Source organism: Escherichia sp. E13S3 (assembly GCF_004212325.1).
Lineage (GTDB): Bacteria > Pseudomonadota > Gammaproteobacteria > Enterobacterales > Enterobacteriaceae > Escherichia.
Genome location: NZ_RHJR01000015.1, coordinates 69,199 through 90,878, shown reverse-complemented (window position 1 = coordinate 90,878; position 21,680 = coordinate 69,199). Strand labels below are relative to the sequence as shown.

The window sequence follows — 21,680 nt, the reverse complement described above, 5'->3', positions numbered from 1 at the left end:
GAATGCCATTATGAGCCTGATTATTGATGTTATTTCGCGAAAAACATCCGTCAAACAAACGCTGATCAATCCTGGCGACGTTACGGTTGTCATTTATGAGCCCTCTGTGGTGCAGGTTCATGCTCAGGCATCTGCCGTTGCGCGTTATGTTCGTGACGGAAATGACTTGTTGATCTATATGCAGGACGGCACGGTGATCCGCTGCAACGGTTATTTCCTGCAAGCGGCAAATACCAGCGAACAATCCGAACTGGTGTTTGCCGATGGTCAACAGCTGACTCATGTCACCTTTGCCGATACCGCGGCAGGTGGATTAGCGCTCGTGGAGCTGACCGCTCAGACTACGGCAATTGAAAGCATTGCGCCGTACCTTGATATCGTCGGCCAGACGACGGCTTTCCCGTGGGGATGGCTGGCGGGGGCGGCGGTAGGTGGCGGCGCGCTTGGCGCTTTACTGGCAAGCGGTGGCGATGATGGCTCAAAAACTGAAGTGGTTAACAACCCACCGCCAGCCGAACCCGGCAACGCCACGCCATCGTTTTTGGTAACCGATAATCAGGGCGATCAACGCGGTATTCTTTCCGCCAACGATACCACCGATGACACTACGCCAACCTTTAGCGGCAGCGGACAGGCGGGGGCGACCATTCAGATTAAAGACAGCAATGGTGACACCATCGCCAGTACTCAGGTTGGTAGCGATGGACGCTGGAGCGTCGATTTGCCCACGCAAAGCGCGGGCGAACATACCTGGTCAGTGGTGCAAATCGTCGGTAGCACCATTACTAACGCCGGTTCGATAACGTTAACCATCGACAATAGTCAGGCCGCCGTACAGCTCGCCACCACCGCAGGCGATAACATCATTAACGCCAGCGAACAGGCCGCTGGATTTACGCTTTCTGGCACCAGTAGCCATCTGGCACAGGGAACAGAACTCACCGTTACGCTAAACGGCAAAACCTACACCACCACCGTTGGGGCTAACGGTGGGTGGAGCGTGCAGGTGCCGACCGCCGATGCGCAAGCGTTAGGCGAAGGGAATCAGGCGGTGCTGGTCAGTGGGAAAGATGCCACGGGCAATACGGTCACTGGCGCGCAACTGTTAACGGTCGATACCCAACCGCCGACACTTGCTATCAACACCATCGCCCAGGACAACATTGTCAGCGCCGCCGAGCATAACGCCGCGCTGGTACTGAGCGGCACATCGAATGCGGAAGCGGGGCAAACCGTAACCCTGAACCTGAACGGCGTCACCCACACAGCAACCGTCGGTAGTGACGGAACCTGGCAAGTGACGCTGCCTGCCGCAGAAGTGCAGGCTCTGGCAGATGGCAACTACACCGTAAACGCCAGCGTCAGCGACCGGGCAGGAAATACCACCAGTAACAATGCGAATTTCGCGGTAGACACCAGTGCGCCTGTGGTTAGCGTTAACACCATCGCTGGCGACGATATTCTTAACACCGCTGAACAGATTGTGGCGCAGATTATTTCCGGTCAGGTCAGTGGGGCTTCTCCGGGGGATATCGTCACCGTGAAGTTAGGTGCCACTGTTCTGACAGGCGTAGTGCTGGCGGACGGCACATGGAATGTGGCGCTGGATCCGGCGGTAACCCGCACCCTGGCGCGTGGCCCTAACGACATCATCGTCACGGTTACCGATGCCGCTGGAAATACCGGTACAGCGACCCATAACATCACGCTGGCAGGCGTCGCGCCGCAGGTGGCAATAGATACCATCAGCGGTGATAACGTACTGAATGCGCTGGAATCTCAGCAGCCGCTCACGTTAAGTGGCACCAGCAATTTACCTGACGGCGGCACGGTTAACGTGACGCTGAATAATGTCACGTATAGCGCTCAGGTCAGCGGCGGCGTCTGGTCGCTGAACGTTCCGGTGAGCGATGTCCTGAATCTGGCAAACACCAATTACACCGTTACCGCCAGCGCCACCGATGTGACCGGCAACACCGGCACCGCGCAGAGCAATTTGCTGGTCGATACGGTGCTGCCGCAGGTGATCATCAACACCTTTGCGGGCGACAACATTGTCAACAACGCCGAAGCGGGGGCAGATCAAACCCTGAGCGGCGTCGTGGTGGGCGCCGCGCAGGGCGATACGGTAACTATTGAGCTGGGCGGCAATACTTACACGGCGACAGTGGGCAGCAATCTCACCTGGAGCGTGAACGTTCCGGCGGCAGATTTACAGGCGCTGGGCGACGGTGCGTTAACCATTAATGCTTCGGTTACCACCGTACATGGCAATACAGGCAGCAGTGCGCTTGATATCACCATCAGTGCCGGGCTGCCGGGGCTGCGCATTGACACCATCGCAGGTGATGATGTGATCAATGCCGTTGAGCAGCAGCAAAACCTGATCATCACCGGTAGTAGTACCAATCTTCCCGCAGGAAGAGTGGTCACTGTTTTGCTCGGTGGCAACACCTACCAGGGGGTGACCGACAGCAACGGCAACTGGCAGGTAGGCGTGCCTGCGGCAGATTTACAGGCGCTGACGCCGGGTACGATAGTGGTTAATGCTAGCGCAACGGACCCGGCCGGGAACCCGGTTTCCATCGATCGCAACGTGGAAGTCAATCCGGGCGCGGTGCTTATCACCATCAATACCGTCTCCGGCGATGACATTATTAATGCCGCAGAAAAAGGCGCGCCGTTAACGCTGACTGGCACCACGCAGCTGGTGGAAACCGGGCAAACCGTGGTAGTGAAATTCGCCGGGCAGACCTTTACCACCACCGTTCAGGCCGGTGGCGGCTGGAGCCTGACCGTTCCCGCCAGTGCGGTAAGCAGCCTGCCCGATGGCGCAGCAGAAATCACCGCGACCGTCACTAATATCAGCGGTAACACTGGCGACACCTCCCGCACCATTACCGTCGACAGTCAGGCGCCAGCCTTAAGTATCGATTCGCTGACCGCCGATAACGTCATCAACGCCGCCGAAAGTGGTCAGGATCTGCAAATCACTGGCACCACTGACGCCCAGCCGGGGCAGACGGTGACCGTCACGCTGAATGGGCAGACGTATCAGGGCGTCGTGCAGGCAGACGGCACCTGGAGTGTGGCCGTACCTGCCGCCAACGTTGGCGCACTGGCTGACGGCAACGCCACGGTCACCGCCAGCGTGAACGATGTCGCGGGTAATCCGACCAGCGTTTCACGCGTAGCGCTGGTCGATGCCACGCCACCTGTAGTAACCATTAATCCGGTGGCGACCGATAACGTCATCAACACGCCGGAACACACTCAGGCGCAAATTATCAGCGGCACGGTCACTGGCGCACAGGCGGGCGATATCGTCACTGTGACGCTGAATAATGTGAATTACACCACGGTGGTGGATGCTTCCGGCAACTGGAGTCTGGGCGTTCCGGCCTCGGTGGTCAGTGGGCTGGTGGACGGCAGTTATCCTGTCAGCGTCTCAGTAACCGACAAAGCCGGAAACACGGGCAGCCAGTCGCTGACCGTCACGGTCGATACCGCCGCGCCAGTAATTGGTATTAACACCATTGCTGGCGATGATGTGATTAACGCCAGCGAAAAAGGGGCCGATGTCCAGATTACCGGTACCAGCGATCAGCCAGCCAATACCGCCATCACCGTGACGCTGAACGGGCAAAACTATACGGCGACGACCGACGCCTCCGGCAACTGGAGCGTCACGGTTCCGGCATCGGCGGTAACCGCGCTGGGCCAGGCCAACTACACGGTAACGGCGGCGGTGACAAGCAGTATCGGCAACAGCGCCACCGCCAGCCATAACGTGCTGGTCGACAGCGCGTTGCCCGGTGTGACAATTAACCCGGTGGCAACCGACGATATTATTAACGCCGCCGAAGCGGGCGTAGCGCAAACCATCAGCGGGCAGGTTACTGGAGCCGCCGTTGGCGACACGGTAATGATTACGCTGGGCGGTAATACTTACACCACCACCGTGCAGGCCAATTTAAGCTGGAGCGTGAGCGTTCCGGCGGCAGATATTCAGGCGCTGGGTAATGGCGATTTAACGGTGAGCGCCTCGGTCACCAATCAAAACGGCAATACCGGTAGCGGCACGCGGGATATCACCATCGACGCCAATCTGCCCGGTCTGCGGGTCGATACGGTGGCGGGCGATGATGTGGTCAATATCATCGAACACGGGCAGGCGCTGGTTGTCACCGGCAGCAGCTCGGGGCTGGCAGAAGGCACGCCGCTTACCGTCACAATTAATAATGTGGACTACACCACTGCGGTGCAGGCCGATGGCAGCTGGAGTGTGGGCGTTACGGCGGCGCAGGTTAGCGCCTGGCCTGCGGGGACGGTTAATATTGCCGTGTCCGGGGAAAGTAGCGCCGGAAATCCGATAAGCATTACGCATCCGGTAACGGTGGATCTCACTCCGGCGGCGATCACCATCAACACCATCGCCACGGATGACGTGATTAACGCCGCAGAAAAAGGCGCTGATTTAACCCTTTCCGGCACCACCACTAACGTAGAACCCGGTCAAACCGTCACCGTCACCTTTGGCGGGAAAAATTACACTGCCAGCGTAGCGAGCGATGGTAGCTGGACTGCCACCGTACCCGCCGCCGATCTGGCGTCATTACCCGAGGGCAGCGCCTCCGCACAGGCCAGCGTCAGCAATATCAACGGCAATAGCGCCTCGGCGGTGCACAACTACAGCGTCGACAGCAGCGCGCCAACCATCATTATCAATACCGTCGCCAGCGACAATATCGTCAACGCCAGCGAAGCCGATGCGGGCGTGACGGTGAGCGGCAGTACCACCGCCGAAGCGGGGCAGATTGTTACGATAACGCTTAACAGCCCGACCGTGCAGACCTATCAGGCAACGGTGCAGGCGGACGGCAGCTGGAGCATCAATATTCCGGCGGCAGATCTCGCAGCATTGACCGATGGCAGCCACACCCTGACCGCCACGGTCAATGACAAAGCGGGCAACCCGGCGAGCACCACGCATAATCTGGCGGTGGATCTCACCGTTCCGGTACTCACCATTAACACCATTGCGGGCGATGACATTATTAACGCCACCGAACATGGGCAGGCGCTGGTGATTTCCGGCTCCAGCACTGGCGGGGAAGCGGGGGATGTCGTCACCGTCACGCTAAACAGTAAAACCTATACAACAACCCTGGACGCCTCCGGCAACTGGAGCGTCGGCGTTCCGGCGGCGGATGTCACGGCGCTGGGTAGCGGCCCGCAAACCATCACTGCCAGCATTACCGATGCGGCAGGTAATAGCGACAGCGAAACGCACACGGTCACCGTTAACCTTACCGCGCCGACCATTGGCATTAACACCATCGCCACCGATGACATCATTAACGCCACTGAAAAAGGCGCGGATCTGCAAATTTCCGGCACCAGTAATCAGCCAGCGGGCACCACGATTACGCTGACGCTTAACGGGCAAAATTACACCGCTACAACCGATTCCTCCGGCAACTGGAGCGCCACGGTGCCAGCCTCTGCCGTCGGTGCGCTGGGCGAAGCCAGCTACACGGTGACGGCGAACGTCACCGACAGCGCAGGCAACAGCAATTCCGCCAGCCATAACGTGCAGGTCAATACCGCGTTGCCGGGTGTCACCATTAATCCGGTAGCGACTGACGATATTATTAACGCCGCCGAATCGGGCGTGGCGCAGACCATCAGCGGTCAGGTGACGGGCGCGGCGGCGGGCGATACGGTTACCGTGACGCTAGGCGGGAAAACCTACACCGCTACCGTGCAGGGGAATTTAAGCTGGAGCGTGGACGTTCCGGCAGCGGATATTCAGGCCATCGGTAATGGCGACCTCACGGTTAACGCCTCGGTGACCAACGGCGTTGGCAATACCGGCAGCGGTTCGCGCGATATAACTATCGATGCCAACCTGCCAGGTCTGCGCGTTGATACGGTGGCGGGCGATGATGTGGTCAATAGCATCGAGCACGCTCAGGCGCTGGTAATAACCGGTAGTAGCAGCGGGCTGGCGACGGGCGCGGCGCTGACGGTGGTGATTAACACGGTCACTTACGCTGCGACAGTATTAGCCGATGGCACGTGGAGCGTTGGTGTTCCGGCGGCAGATGTGGGCAACTGGCCTGCGGGGACGGTGGATATCACGGTTTCAGGCGCCAGTAGCGCCGGAAACCCGGTCACTATCACCCATCCGGTCACCGTCGATCTGGCGGCGGTGGCGATTTCCATTAACACCGTTTCCGGCGACGATGTGATTAACGCCGCCGAAAAAGGGGCAGATTTAACCCTTTCCGGCAACACATTCGGCGTGGAAGCGGGGCAAACCGTCACCGTCACCTTTGGTGGTAAAAGCTACACCGCCACCGTTGCCGGAGATGGTAGCTGGACAACCAGCGTACCTGCCGCCGATCTCAGCGCGTTACGAGACGGCGACGCTACGGTACAGGCCAGCGTCAGCAATATTAATGGCAACACGGCTTCGGCAACCCACGCCTACAGCGTCGACGCCACGGCACCGACGCTTGCCATTAATACCATCGCCACCGACGATATTCTTAACGCCGCCGAGGCGGGCAATCCGTTAACCATCAGCGGCAGCAGTAGCGCCGAAGCGGGTCAGACGGTAACCGTCACCCTGAATGGCATTACTTACAGCGGCACCGTTCAGGCGGACGGAAGCTGGAGCGTCAGCGTGCCGACGGCGGATCTCAGCAATCTGACCGCCAGCCCGTACACGGTCAGCGCCTCGGTAAGCGATAAAGCAGGTAATTCGGCGACCGCCACCCACGGTCTGGCGGTGGATCTCACTGTTCCCGTGCTGACAATCAACACCGTCTCCGGCGATGACATTATTAACGCTACCGAACACGGACAGGCGCTGGTGATCTCCGGCTCCAGCACTGGCGGCGAAGCGGGCGATGTCATCACCGTCACGCTAAACAGTAAAACCTACACCACCACGCTGGACGCTTCCGGCAACTGGAGCGTCGGCGTTCCGGCGGCAGATGTCACCGCGCTGGGCAGCGGCCCGCAAACCATTACTGCCACCATTACGGATATCGCGGGTAATAGCGATGACGCCAGCCGCACAGTTACCGTAAATCTCACCTTACCAACTATTGGCATCAACACCATTGCTACGGATGACGTGATTAACGCCACGGAAAAAGGCGTGGATCTGCAAATTACGGGCACCAGTAATCAGCCCGCAGGCACCACCATTACGGTGACGCTGAACGGGCAAAATTATACCGCCACCACAGATGCTTCCGGCAACTGGAGTGCCACGGTGCCAGCCTCGGCGGTCAGTGCATTGGGTGAGGCCAACTACACGGTAACCGCAAACGTCACTGATACGGCAGGTAACAGCAATTCCGCCAGCCATAATGTGCAGGTCAACAGCGCCTTGCCTGCTGTCACCATTAACGCGGTGGCGACTGACGATATTATTAACGCTGCCGAATCGGGCAATGCGCAAACCATCAGCGGCCAGGTCACGGGTGCGGCGCAGGGAGATACGGTCACCGTTACGCTGGGTGGCAACACCTACACCACCACGGTGCAGGCTAATTTAAGCTGGAGTGTGGACGTTCCGGCAGCGGATATTCAGGCGCTGGGTAACGGTTCTCTGACAGTTAACGCCTCGGTCACCAACGGCGTTGGCAACACGGGCAGCGGCTCGCGGGATATCACAATCGACGCCAATCTGCCTGGTCTGCGTGTCGATACCGTAGCGGGCGATGACGTTATTAACAGCATTGAGCACAATCAGGCGCTGGTGATCACCGGGAGCAGCACCGGACTGACGGCAGGAACGGCGTTAACGGTTGTGATCAACAACGTCACTTACGCCGCGACGGTGTTAGCCGACGGCACGTGGAACCTCGGTGTTCCGGCGGCAGACGTTAGCAACTGGCCTGCGGGTACGGTGGATATTACGGTAAGCGGCACTAACAGCGCCGGAACAACCTCCACCATCACCCATCCGGTCACCGTCGATCTGGCGGCGGTCGCCATCACCATTAACACACTCTCTGGCGATGATGTGATCAACGCCGTCGAAAAAGGCGAAACGCTGGTCGTAAGCGGCAGTACCAGCGGTGTGGAAGCTGGGCAGACGGTGACCGTCACCTTTGGCGGCAAAAATTACACCACTACTGTGGAAGCCAACGGTAGCTGGACGGTGAATGTACCGCCTGCCGATCTCGCTTCGCTGCCGGACGGCGCGGGCAACGTGCAGGCAAGCGTCAGCAACATTAACGGCAATAACGCCCAGGCGGATCGCGCGTACAGCGTCGATGCCACCGCGCCGCTTGTGACCATCAACACCATCGCCAGCGACGATATCCTTAACGTGAGCGAAGCGGGCGCGGGGATCACCATCAGCGGCACCACCACGGCGCAGGCCGGGCAGACGCTGACCGTCACGCTCAATAACAACACTTACCAGACTACTGTTCTCGCGGATGGCACCTGGAGCGTGAATGTTCCGGCAACGGATTTAAGCGGATTAACCGCCAGTAGCTATACCGTGACTGCGACGGTGAGCGACAAAGCGGGCAACCCGGCAAGCGCCGACCATGCGCTGGCGGTGGACGTCACCGCGCCGGATCTCACCATTAACACCGTCGCGGGCGATGACATTATTAACGCCATCGAACACGGGCAGGCGCTGGTCGTCAGCGGAACCAGTACGGGCGCGGCGGCGGGCGATGTGGTCACGGTTAACCTGAACGGTAAAAACTACACCACCACGCTGGACGCCTCCGGTAACTGGAGCGTGGGTATTCCGGCGGCGGATGTCACGGCGCTGGCAACCGGTAGCCAGACCATCACCGCCAGCCTGAGCGATCGCGCGGGCAACAGCGACAGCACGACTCACGATGTGACCGTTGATCTCAGCGGCCCGACGCTGACCATCAATGTCGTCTCCGGCGACGACATCATTAATAATGCGGAGAAAACTCAGGATCTGACCATCAGCGGCGGCTCCAGCGGTCTGGCGACCGGCACTACGGTCACCGTGATGTTGAACGGCCTGGCGTACAGCGCCATCACCGACGGTTCCGGCAACTGGAGCGTTACCGTGCCTGCTTCGGCAGTCGGCGCGCTGGGCGAGGCGGTGTACCAGATTAGCGCCAGCGCCACCGACAGCGCAGGCAACAGCGGCAGTACCACCCATACGGTGAATGTCGAATCGCTCCTGCCTGGGGTAATCATTAATACCGTGGCGGGCGATGACATTATCAACGCGGCTGAAATCGCTGTGGCGCAGACCATCAGCGGTCAGGTGACGGGAACGGCGGTTGCGGGGAATACGGTGATTGTCACCATTGGTGGCAATCAATATAACGCCACCGTGCAGTCAGATTTAAGCTGGAGCGTCAGCGTACCTGCGAACGTTTTGCAGGCGCTGGGCAACGGTGAGCTGACCATCAGCGCCTCGGTGACTAATAACGTGGGTAATACCGGCACCGCAACGCACGATATCGTGATAGATGCCAACCTGCCAGGCCTGCGGGTCGATACGGTGGCAGGCGATGATGTGGTCAATATTATCGAGCACGGTCAGGCGCTGGTGGTTACCGGTAGCAGCACCGGACTGGCGGCGGGGGCGGCGTTGACGGTGGTTATCAACAATGTCACCTACGGCGCAACGGTACTCGCCGATGGCACCTGGAGCGTCGGCGTTCCGGCAGCGGATGTCACAAACTGGCCTGCGGGGACGGTCAATATTGCCGTCTCTGGCACTAATACTGCCGGAACCACAACCAGCATTACTCATCCGGTCACGGTCGATCTCGCTACCGTGGCGATCACCATCAACACCCTTTCCACAGACGATGTCATTAACGCCGCCGAAAAAGGCTCTGATTTGCAGCTCTCCGGCACCACCTCCGGCGTGGAAGCGGGGCAGACCATTACCGTTATTTTCGGCGGCAAAAGCTACACCACCACCGTGGCAACGGGCGGTAGCTGGGGCTTGACAGTTCCGGCAGCGGATCTCGCAACCTTGCCAGATGGCGCAGCAAACGTACAAGCCAGCGTCAGCAACGTAGCTGGTAACAATGCCCAGGCAACGCATGCTTACAGCGTTGATGCCACCGCGCCAACGATCACCATCAACACCATTGCCAGCGACGATATTCTTAATGCTGCGGAAGCGGGATCGGCGCTGACCATCAGCGGCACCAGTACGGCAGAAGCCGGACAGACGGTGACCGTGACGCTAAACGGCGTCGATTACAGCGGCAACGTACAAGCAGACGGAAGCTGGAGTGTCAGCGTCCCGACTGGCGATTTAGCCAACCTTACCGCCAGCCCCTATACGGTGAGTGCGGCGGTCAGCGACAAAGCGGGCAACCCGACCTCGGCAACGCATAACCTGACGGTGGACCTTGCCGCTCCGGTCGTCACCATTAACACGGTAGCGGGCGATGACATCATCAACGCCACGGAACATGCTCAGGCGCAGATTATCAGCGGCTCGGCAACGGGCGCGACGACTGGTAACTCAGTTTCCGTGACGATTGGCACGACCACCTACACCACCGTGCTGGACGCCAACGGCAACTGGAGTATCGGCGTGCCTGCCAGCGTGATTTCCGCACTGGCGCAGGGTGATGTGACCATTACCGCCACGGTCACCGACTCCGCAGGCAACAGCGGCACAGCCTCGCACATTGTCAGCGTGGCGCTCGGTGCACCCGTGCTCGGCATTAACACCATCGCCGTCGACGACATCATCAACGCCACGGAGAAAGGCGCGGATCTGGCGATTTCCGGCAGCAGCAACCAGCCTGCGGGCACGCAGGTAACCGTTACGCTCAACGGGCAAAATTACACCACTACTGCCGATGCTTCCGGTAACTGGAGCGTGACCGTTCCGGCGTCTGCGGTTGGTACGCTCGGTGAAGCGACTTATACCGTAACCGCCGCCGCAACCGATGTTGATGGCAACAGCGGTTCCGCCAGCCATAACGTGCAGGTCAATACCGCGCTACCTGGCGTCACCATTAACGTTGTGGCGAGCGACGATATTATTAACGCTGCCGAAGCGGGCGCGGGCCAGACCATCAGCGGTCAGGTCACAGGCGCGGCGGCAGGCGACACGGTAACCGTCACGCTCGGCGGGGCGACTTACACCGCCACGGTGCAGGCGAATTTAAGCTGGAGTATTAATGTTCCGGCAGCCGCTTTACAGGCATTGGGCAACGGCGAACTGACCATTTCGGCTTCGGTGACGAACAGCGTAGGCAATACCGGTAACGGCACGCGGGAAATTACCATAGACGCGAATCTCCCCGGTCTGCGGGTCGATACTGTAGCTGGCGATGATGTGGTCAACATTATCGAGCACGGGCAGGCGCTGGTGATTACCGGCAGCAGTTCCGGTCTGGCGACGGGCAGTAACGTCACGCTGACCATTAACGGGCAAACCTATGTTGCGGCGGTGCTGGCGGATGGCTCATGGAGCGTCGGCGTTCCGGCGGTGGATGTCAGCGCCTGGCCTGCGGGGACGGTCACGATTACGGCGAGCGGTAGCACTACAGCCGGAAATCCGGTCAGCGTTACGCATCCGGTGACTGTCGATCTCTCGGCGATTGCCGTCAGCATCAACGCCATTACCGCCGATGATGTGATTAACGCCGCTGAAAAAGGCGCGGCGTTAACGCTCACTGGCAGTACCTCTGGCGTCGAAGCCGGACAAACGGTCACCGTCACCTTTGGCGGCAAAACCTACACAGCAAGCGTCGTGGCGAATGGTTCCTGGAGCACCACGGTTCCGGCGGCAGATATGGCAGCCCTGCGTGATGGTGATGCCAGCGCGCAGGCCAGCGTCAGCAATGTTAACGGCAACAGCGCCACCACGACCCACGCTTACAGCGTCGATGCCAGTGCGCCAACGGTGACCATCAACACCATCGCGGGCGACGATATTCTTAACGCCGCCGAAGCGGGAGCTGCGCTGGCCATCACTGGCAGCAGCACGGCGGAAGCGGGGCAGACGGTGACCGTCACACTCAATGGCGCAAACTATACCGGCACCGTACAGACGGACGGCAGCTGGAGCGTCAGCGTGCCGACAGCCGACTTAAGCGCCCTGACCGCCAGCAACTACACCGTTAGCGCGGCGGTGAGCGACAAAGCCGGTAACCCGGCCTCGGTTAATCACAACCTGACGGTGGATACTTCCGTTCCGGTTGTCACCATCAACACGGTGGCGGGCGATGATGTGATCAACGCGACGGAACACGCCCAGGCGCAGATTATCAGCGGCTCCGCCACGGGTGCGGCAACCGGTAGCACCGTGACGGTGACTATCGGCATAAACACCTTTACCACCGTGCTGGACGCCAGCGGTAACTGGAGCGTCGGCGTCCCGGCAAGCGTCGTCACGGCACTGGCGAACGGCACGGTGACCATTAACGCCAGCGTCACCGATGCCGCCGGAAACAGCGGCAGCGCCACGCACCAGGTGACGGTCAATACTGGCCTGCCGTCAATTACCTTTAACGCCATCAGCGGCGATAACGTCCTGAACGCCGATGAAAAAGGCCAGCCGTTGACCATCAGCGGTAGCAGTACGGGGCTGGCGACAGGCGCACAGGTTACCGTCACGCTCAACGGTCATAACTACAGCGCCACCACCGACGCAGCAGGCAACTGGACCTTAACCGTTCCGGTGAGCGATCTGGCGGCTTTAGGCCAGGCCAACTATACGGTCAGCGCCAGCGCCACCAGTCCGGCAGGCAACACCGCCAGTAGCCAGGCGAATTTACTGGTCGACAGCGGCCTGCCGGGCGTCACCATCAATACTGTGGCGGGTGACGATATTATCAACGCCGCTGAAGCGGGGGCCGATCAAACCATCAGCGGGGTAGTGACCCGCGCCGCCGCTGGCGATACGGTCACCGTGACGCTGGGCGGCAACACTTACACCACCACGGTACAGGGCAACTTAAGCTGGAGTATCAGCGTTCCGGCAGCCGATCTCCAGGCGCTGGGCAATGGCGATTTGACCATTACCGCCTCGGTCACCAACGCGAATGGCAATACGGGTAGCGGCACGCGGGATATCACCATTGACGCCAACCTGCCGGGGCTGCGCGTGGATACGGTAGCGGGCGATGATATCGTCAACAGTATCGAACACGGGCAGGCGCTGGTAATCACTGGTGGCAGTAGCGGCCTGAATGCAGGCGCAGCGCTGACGGTCACCATCAACGGTGTGGCCTATGCCGCCACGGTACAGGCGGATGGGAGCTGGAGTGTCGGCATTCCGGCGGCAAACGTCAGCGCCTGGCCTGCGGGGCCGTTAACCGTTGACGTGGCAGGACAGAGCAGTGCCGGAAACCCGGTCAGCGTCAGCCATCCGTTCACCGTCGATTTAACGGCGGTGGCAATCAGCATCAATACGGTCGCCAGCGACGACGTGATTAACGCCGCCGAAAAAGGTGCCGACCTGACCCTTTCAGGCAGCACCAGCGGGATTGAAAGCGGGCAAACCGTTACCGTCACCTTTGGCGGCAAAACCTACACCGCAAGCGTCGCCGCCAACGGAAGCTGGAGCGTGAACGTTCCGGCGGCAGATCTGGCAACTCTGCCAGACGGCGCGGCGAACGTGCAGGCCAGCGTCAGCAGCGCGAGCGGTAACAGTGCCTCGGCGACCCATGCGTATAGCGTTGACGCCAGCGCGCCGACGCTCACCATTAATACTATCGCCAGCGACGATATTCTTAACGCCACGGAGGCCGGAAGCCCGCTCACCATCAGCGGCACCAGCACCGCCGAAACCGGGCAGACGGTCACCGTCACCCTTAATGGCGCAACCTACAGCGGTAATGTGCAGGCGGACGGTAGCTGGAGCGTCAGCGTTCCCACCTCAGCCTTAGGTGCGCTGACCGCAAGCAATTACACCGTCAGCGCCACGGTCAACGACAAAGCGGGCAACCCCGGCAGCGCCAGCCATAATCTGGCGATAGACACCACCGCGCCCGTTCTCACCATTAACACCGTGGCGGGCGATGACATCATCAACGACGCCGAACACGGGCAGGCGCTGGTGATTTCCGGCACCAGCACGGGCGGAGAAGCGGGCGATGTGGTGAGCGTTGTGCTCAACGGCAAAACCTACACCACCACCCTGGATGCCTCCGGCAACTGGAGCGTCGGTGTCCCGGCGGCGGATGTTACGGCACTCGGTAGCGGTGCGCAGACGATCACCGCGAGTGTCAGCGATCGGGCGGGCAACAGCGACGACGCCAGCCGCACTGTGACCGTCAGCCTCAGCGCACCAGTGATTAGCATCAACACCATCGCGGGCGATGATGTGATCAACGCGACGGAAAAAGGATCGAACCTACAACTGACTGGCACCAGCGATCAGCCTGCGGGTACGGCGATCACCGTGACGCTGAATGGACAAAACTACAGCACTACCACCGACGCTTCCGGCAACTGGAGCGTTACCGTACCCGCCTCGGCAGTCAGTGCGCTGGGCGAAGCCACCTACAGCGTGACGGCGAGCGTCACCAACGCTCAGGGCAACAGCAGCACCGCCAGCCATAACGTGCAGGTCAATACCGCGCTGCCGGGCGTCACCCTTAATCCGGTGGCGACGGACGATATTATCAATGCCGCCGAAGCAGGCAGCGCACAAACCATCAGCGGTCAGGTAACCGGTGCGGCGGCGGGCAGCACCGTCACCGTTGCGCTGGGCGGCAAAACCTACAGCGCCACCGTCCAGCCAGATTTAAGCTGGAGCGTGAGTGTCCCCTCAGCCGACTGGCAGGCGCTGGGTAACGGTGAGTTAACCGTTAACGCCTCGGTCACCAACGCCGTTGGCAACACCGGTAGCGGCACGCGCGATATCACCATCGATGCCAGTCTGCCAGGTCTGCGAGTCGATACCGTTGCGGGCGATGATGTGGTCAATATCATCGAACACAGTCAGGCGCAGGTGATTACTGGCAGCAGTTCCGGTTTTGCCGCAGGGACGGCATTGACGGTGGTGATTAATAACCAAACTTACGCCGCCACGGTGCTGGCAAACGGCACCTGGAGCGTCGGCGTTCCGGCGGCGGATGTCAGCAACTGGCCTGCGGGAACGCTGAACATTAGCGTGAGCGGCGCGAACAGTGCCGGAACGCAAACCAGCATTACCCATCCGCTGACCGTTGATCTCACTACCGTCGCCGTCAGTATTAACGCCATCACCAGCGATGATGTGATTAACGCCGCCGAAAAAGGCGTGGCGCTAACGCTTTCCGGCAGCACGTCCGGCGTCGAAGCGGGGCAAACCGTTACCGTCACCTTTGGCGGCAAAACCTACACCACCACGGTGGCGGCTAACGGTAGCTGGAGCACCACCGTTCCGGCTGCGGATATGGCGACGTTGCGTGACGGTGATGCCAGCGCCCAGGTGCGGGTGACTAACGTCAACGGCAACAGCGCCACGGCAACGCACGAATACAGCGTCGATAGCGCCGCACCAACGGTGACTATCAACACCATTGCCAGCGATAACATCATCAATACCAGCGAAGCGGCGGCGGGCGTAACGGTGTCCGGCACCAGCACCGCGCAAACCGGGCAGACGCTCACCGTCACGCTTAACGGTACTACCTACCAGACCACGGTGCAGGCAGACGGTAGCTGGAGCTTAACGCTGCCCGCCAGCGACTTAACCGCACTTGCCAATAACGGCTACACCCTGACCGCCACGGTCAGCGATCTGGCGGGTAACCCCGGCAGCGCCAGCAAAGGCGTGACCGTCGATACCACCGCGCCGGTGATCAGCTTTAACACCGTGGCGGGCGATGATGTGATTAACAACGTCGAACACACTCAGGCGCAGATTATCAGCGGCACCGCCACGGGCGCGGTGGCAGGTGACCGCCTGGTGGTGACCATCGCCGGGCAGCAGTATGTCACCAGCACCGATGCCAGCGGCAACTGGAGTGTCGGCGTGCCTGCCAGCGTGATTTCCGGCCTTGCGGACGGCACGGTGACCATCAGCGCCACTATCACCGATAGCGCAGGCAACAGCAGCACGCAGACGCACAATGTGCAGGTGAACACGGCGGCAGTGTCGCTCTCGGTCAGCACCATCAGCGGCGATAACCTTATTAACGCCGCTGAAGCAGGCAGTGCGCTGACCCTGAGCGGTACCGGAACGAACTTTGCCGCAGGTACAGTGGTGACCGTGTTGCTTAACGGCAAAGGCTACAGCGCCACCATTCAAAGCAACGGGAGCTGGAGCGTGAATGTGCCAGCGGCGGACGTCGCGGCACTGGCAGATGGCACCAGCTATACGGTTAGCGCCTCCGCGCAGGACAGCGCCGGAAACAGTGCCACGGCCTCGCGCAGCGTAGCGGTGGATCTCACTGCGCCGGTTATCAGCATTAACACCGTTTCGACGGACGACCGACTCAACGCCGCTGAACAGCAGCAGCCGTTAACCCTTAACGGCTCGACCAGCGCGGAAGTGGGGCAGACGGTCACTGTCACCTTTGGCGGCAAAACCTATACCGCCACGGTTGCTGCCAATGGCACCTGGGCGCTGAACGTGCCTGCGGCAGATCTGGCCGCGCTCGGGCAGGGCGCGCAGACCATTACCGCCAGCGTGAACGATCGCGCCGGTAACCCCGGTCAAACCACGCACGCCCTGACCGTCGATACCGTTGCGCCAACGGTGACCATCGCCACCGTGGCGGGTGACGATATTATCAACAACGCCGAACAGCTCGCCGGGCAAACCATCAGCGGCACCACCACCGCCGAAGTGGGCCAGACGGTGACCGTTACCTTTAACGGGCAAACCTGGACCGCAATGGTTGGCAGCGGCGGAAGCTGGTCGGTCTTTATTCCGGCGCAGCAGTTTGCCGGATTAAGCGACGGCAGCTACACCATCAGCGCGACGGTCAGCGATCAGGCCGGAAACCTCGGCAGCGCCAGCCGTGGCGTGACCCTCAATGGCGACGTGCCAACGGTCACCATCAACACCTTTGCGGGCGACGATGTGGTGAATGCAGCGGAACACGGCTCGTCGCTGGTGATCAGCGGCACCACCACCGCGCCCGTCGGGCAGACGCTGACCCTGACCTTAAACGGCAAAACCTACACCACCACGGTGCAGACGGGCGGTAGCTGGAGCTACACCCTCGGCAGCGCCGATGTCACCGCGCTGGCGGACGGCAACGCCTACGTGATTAACGCCTCGGTGAGCAATGCCATTGGCAATACCGGCAGCAGCAATCACACCATTACCGTCGATCTCAGCGCCCCGGCGATGGGTATTAATATCGATTCCCTGCAAGCCGACACTGGCCTTAGCGCCAGCGACTTTATCACTAGCGTCAGCCCGGTGGTGGTCAACGGCTCGCTCACCGCCGCGCTTGCCAGTAACGAGACGGCGCAAATCAGTATCGACGGCGGCGTAACCTGGACCACGCTTACCGTTACCGGCACGACCTGGCGCTATAACGACAGCCGCACGCTGACCGATGGCAACTATCTCTATCAGGTGCGGGTGATTGACGCAGCGGGCAACGTCGGCGCGACCGACAGCCAGAACGTGGTGATCGACACCATCGCGCCAGATCCAGCAGTAAAAACCATCGCCATCAGCGCGATCACCACCGATACCGGATTGATCACTAATGATTTTGTCACCAGCGACACGACGCTAGCGGTAAGCGGCACGCTGGGGGCGACGCTGGCTGCCGGTGAGTTCGCGCAAATCAGCATCGACGGCGGCACCACCTGGCAGAATCTTTCCGTAAGCGGATTAACCTGGACGTACCTTGACGGACGCACGCTGACTGACGGTAACTACAACTATCAGGTGCGGGTGATCGACACCGCCGGAAATATCGGTGCGACCGCCAGCCAGATTGTCACCGTTGACACCACCGCGCCGCTGGCGAGCAAAACCATCGCCATTGCGGGCATCAGCGATGACACCGGGTTAAGCAGCAGCGATTTTGTTACTCGCGACACCACGCTGACCGTGCGCGGTACGCTCGGTGCGGCGCTGGCCGCTGATGAACGAGCGCAAATCAGCCTCGACGGCGGGATTACCTGGACCACGTTAACCGTTATCGGCACCAGCTGGAGCTATGCCGATGGTCGCACACTGACCGACGGCACCTGGAACTACACGGTGCGGGTGGTGGATCTGGCGGGGAACGTCGGGCAGACCGCGACGCAAAACGTGGTGGTCGATACCACCAGTCCGGAAGCGGCGAAAAGCATCACCATTACCGGTATCAGTGACGACACCGGAGCCAGCAGCAGCGATTTTATTACCAGCGACACCTCGCTTACCGTGCGCGGCGTACTGGGCGCGGCGCTCGGCACTAATGAATTCGCGCAAATCAGCACCGACAACGGTGCAACCTGGGTGAATGTGACGCTGGCGGCAGACGGCCTCAACTGGACATACGCTGACGGGCGCACGTTGACTAACGGCACGACCACCTGGCAGGTGCGAGTGGTCGATCTGGCAGGCAACGTTGGCGCAACGGGCAGTCAGACGGCGCAGATTGACACCGTTAACCCGGCGCAGGTGTTGACCATCGCCAGCATCAGCACCGACACGGGGAGTTCGTCCACCGACTTTATCACCAGTGATACCTCGCTCACGCTGACCGGTTCGCTGGGGGCGGGGCTTGCCAGCGGCGAAGTGGCGCAGATTAGCCTTGATGGCGGTGCGACCTGGACCACGCTCACTACCAACGGCACGCAGTGGACTTACACCGACAGCCGCACGCTGACCGATGGCAGCTATGTTTATCAGGTGCGGGTGCTGGATCTGGCGGGAAATACAGGCCCGGTGGTGTCGAAAACGGTGGTGGTCGATACGATTAACCCCACCGCCACGCCAACTATTGTGTCGTATACCGATGATGTCGGGCAGCGTCAGGGGACGTTAAGCAGTTCGCAGGCCACCGACGATACCTCGCCACTGCTGAACGGCGTGCTCTCCGGTCCGCTGGCCAGCGGCGAAGTGGTTTACCTCTACCGTAACGGTCTGCTGTTAGGCGCGGTGACGATGGTCGGCGCGTTGAACTGGACCTACAGCGACAGCGGGCTGGTCAGCGGCGCGTACACCTACAGCGCGCGGGTAGTGGATCTGGCAGGGAATATCACCTCCTCCAGTGATTTTGTTCTGACGGTCGATACTTCTATTCCGACCACGCTGGCGCAAATCACCAGCCAGACCACGCGCGATACCACGCCGATTATCAGCGGGGTGATCACTGCCGCGCTCGCCAGCGGGCAGTATGTCGAAGTGGTCATCAATGGCAAAACCTACACCTCGCAGCCGGGCGGTGCGGTGGTAGTCGATCCGGCGCATAACACCTGGTATGTGCAGTTACCGGATACCGATGTGCTGGCGGCGTCCGCGACCGCCTATAACGTCACCGCGCAGGTAAAAAGCTCGGCGGGTAACGGCAACACCGCCAACGTCAGCAACGGCACGGTGACGGTCAACGCGGCGATTGATTACACGCCCGCCTGGACAACTGCCAATAAAACGACCGCCTGGGGGCTGACCTACGGCCTCGACAACCACGGGATGTGGACGGTGCTGGCTAACCAGCAAATTATGCAATCAACCGATCCGCTCACCTGGTCGAAGACCGCACTGACGCTGGTGCAAAGCGGCAACAACTACGCCACCAGTTCAATTGCCGATTATGACCGTAACGGCACGGGCGATCTGTTTATCACCCGTGATGACTACGGTACGGGCTATATCAACGGCTTTACCAATAACGGCGACGGCACCTTTTCCAGCGCGATTCAGGTGAACGTCGGCACGCTGACGTGGTATGGCTCGATTGTGGCGTTTGATAAAGAGGGCGACGGCTATCTCGATTTCTGGATTGGCGACGCGGGCGGGCCGGACTCTAATACCTTCCTGTGGAATAACGCAGGCACTCTGGTAGGCAACTCCACCACCGCCAACAACGGAGGAAGCGCCACGGTCGGCGGGGTAGTAAACGGCTATCTTTCCCTTAACGAAGGTTCCGGCGTCGATCTGAATAATGACGGCAGGGTAGACCTGGTTCAGCACACCTTCAACCTGAATAACTACTACACCCTTTCATCGCTCATCAGCCAGGGCAACGGTACGTTTGTCTGGGGGCAGAACACCATCAACACCTTCCTCAGTGTTGCAGGCAGTGGTGGTAACTCGACGTCTGTGTCCATGACCTGGGCAGATTTCGATGGTGACGGCGATATGGACCTCTTCCTGCCCGCCAGCCAGGGAAGAGCTAACTACGGCTCGCTGTTATTCAATACCAACGGCGTGTTGGGGAATCCGGTGGCGGTGGGGGCAACGGGTACAACCTATGCCAGCCAGTTCAGCGTGGCAGTGGACTGGGATCATGACGGGTTAATGGATATCGCGCGTATTGCTCAGACCGGGCAGTCGTACCTCTATACTAACGTCAGTAATGCCAGTAACTGGACACAATCTACCCTCGGCGGCAGCCAGAGCGGCATCACCAGCGGCGTGGCGGCAATGGATTACGACTGGGACGGCGCGGTGGATGTGCTGGTGACCAAACAGTCGGGCAGCGTGTTCCTCATCCGTAACACCAACACGGTGAGCTACGGCACCTCGCTGCACCTGCGTATCACCGATCCCAACGGCATTAACGTCTATTACGGTAATACCGTAAAACTCTACAACTCGGCGGGAGTGCTGGTCGCCACGCAAATCATCAACCCGCAGTCGGGGATGGGCGTCAACGACACCTCGGCGCTGGTCAATTTCTACGGACTGAATGCCGGGGAAACTTACAACGCGGTGCTGATCAAATCCACCGGCACCACTGCCAGCAATATCGACCAGACGGTGAATACCAGTTGGGGCGGTTTACATGCCACTGATGCTACCCACGCTTACGATCTCAGCGCCGAAGCAGGCACGGCGAGCAACAACGGTAAGTTCGTTGGTACCGGCTATAACGATACCTTCTTCGCTACCGCAGGTACCGACACCTACGACGGTTCCGGCGGCTGGGTGTACAGCTCCGGCACCGGAACCTGGCTGGCGAACGGCGGGATGGACGTGGTCGATTTCCGCCTCTCCACAGTGGGGATCACCGCCAACTTAAGCACCACCACTGCCCAGGCGACCGGCTTTAACACCTCGACATTTACCAATATCGAAGGCATTTCCGGCTCAAACTTTAACGACACCCTGACGGGCAGCAGCGGCGATAACCAACTGGAAGGGCGCGGCGGTAACGACACGCTCAACATCGGCAACGGCGGTCACGACACCTTGCTCTATAAACTGCTCAACGCCAGCGACGCCACTGGCGGCAACGGCTCGGACGTGGTGAATGGTTTTACGGTAGGGACATGGGAAGGCACCGCCGACACCGATCGCATTGATATCCGCGAGCTGTTACAGGGCAGCGGCTATACCGGTAATGGCAAAGCCAGCTACGTCAACGGCGTGGCGACGCTGGATGCGCAGGCCGGAAACATCGGTGATTTTGTCAAAGTCACCCAGAGCGGCAGCGACACCATCGTGCAGATCGACCGCGACGGCACGGGCGGCACTTTTGCGGCAACTAACGTGGTCACGCTGACGGGCGTGCATACCGACCTCGCCACATTGCTGGCGAATCATCAGTTGATGGTGGTGTAAA

Annotated in this window: 1 protein-coding gene; it reads left to right on the top strand. The window is 60.2% G+C overall.

From position 1 onward, the window contains the following. The first annotated feature begins 10 nt into the window (after positions 1-10). Positions 11-21,679 carry an Ig-like domain-containing protein gene (locus D9597_RS15005; RefSeq protein ID WP_130223176.1) on the top strand — a complete coding sequence of 7,223 codons (21,669 nt, stop codon included), beginning with the start codon at positions 11-13 and terminating at the stop codon, positions 21,677-21,679. Position 21,680 lies beyond the last annotated feature (1 nt).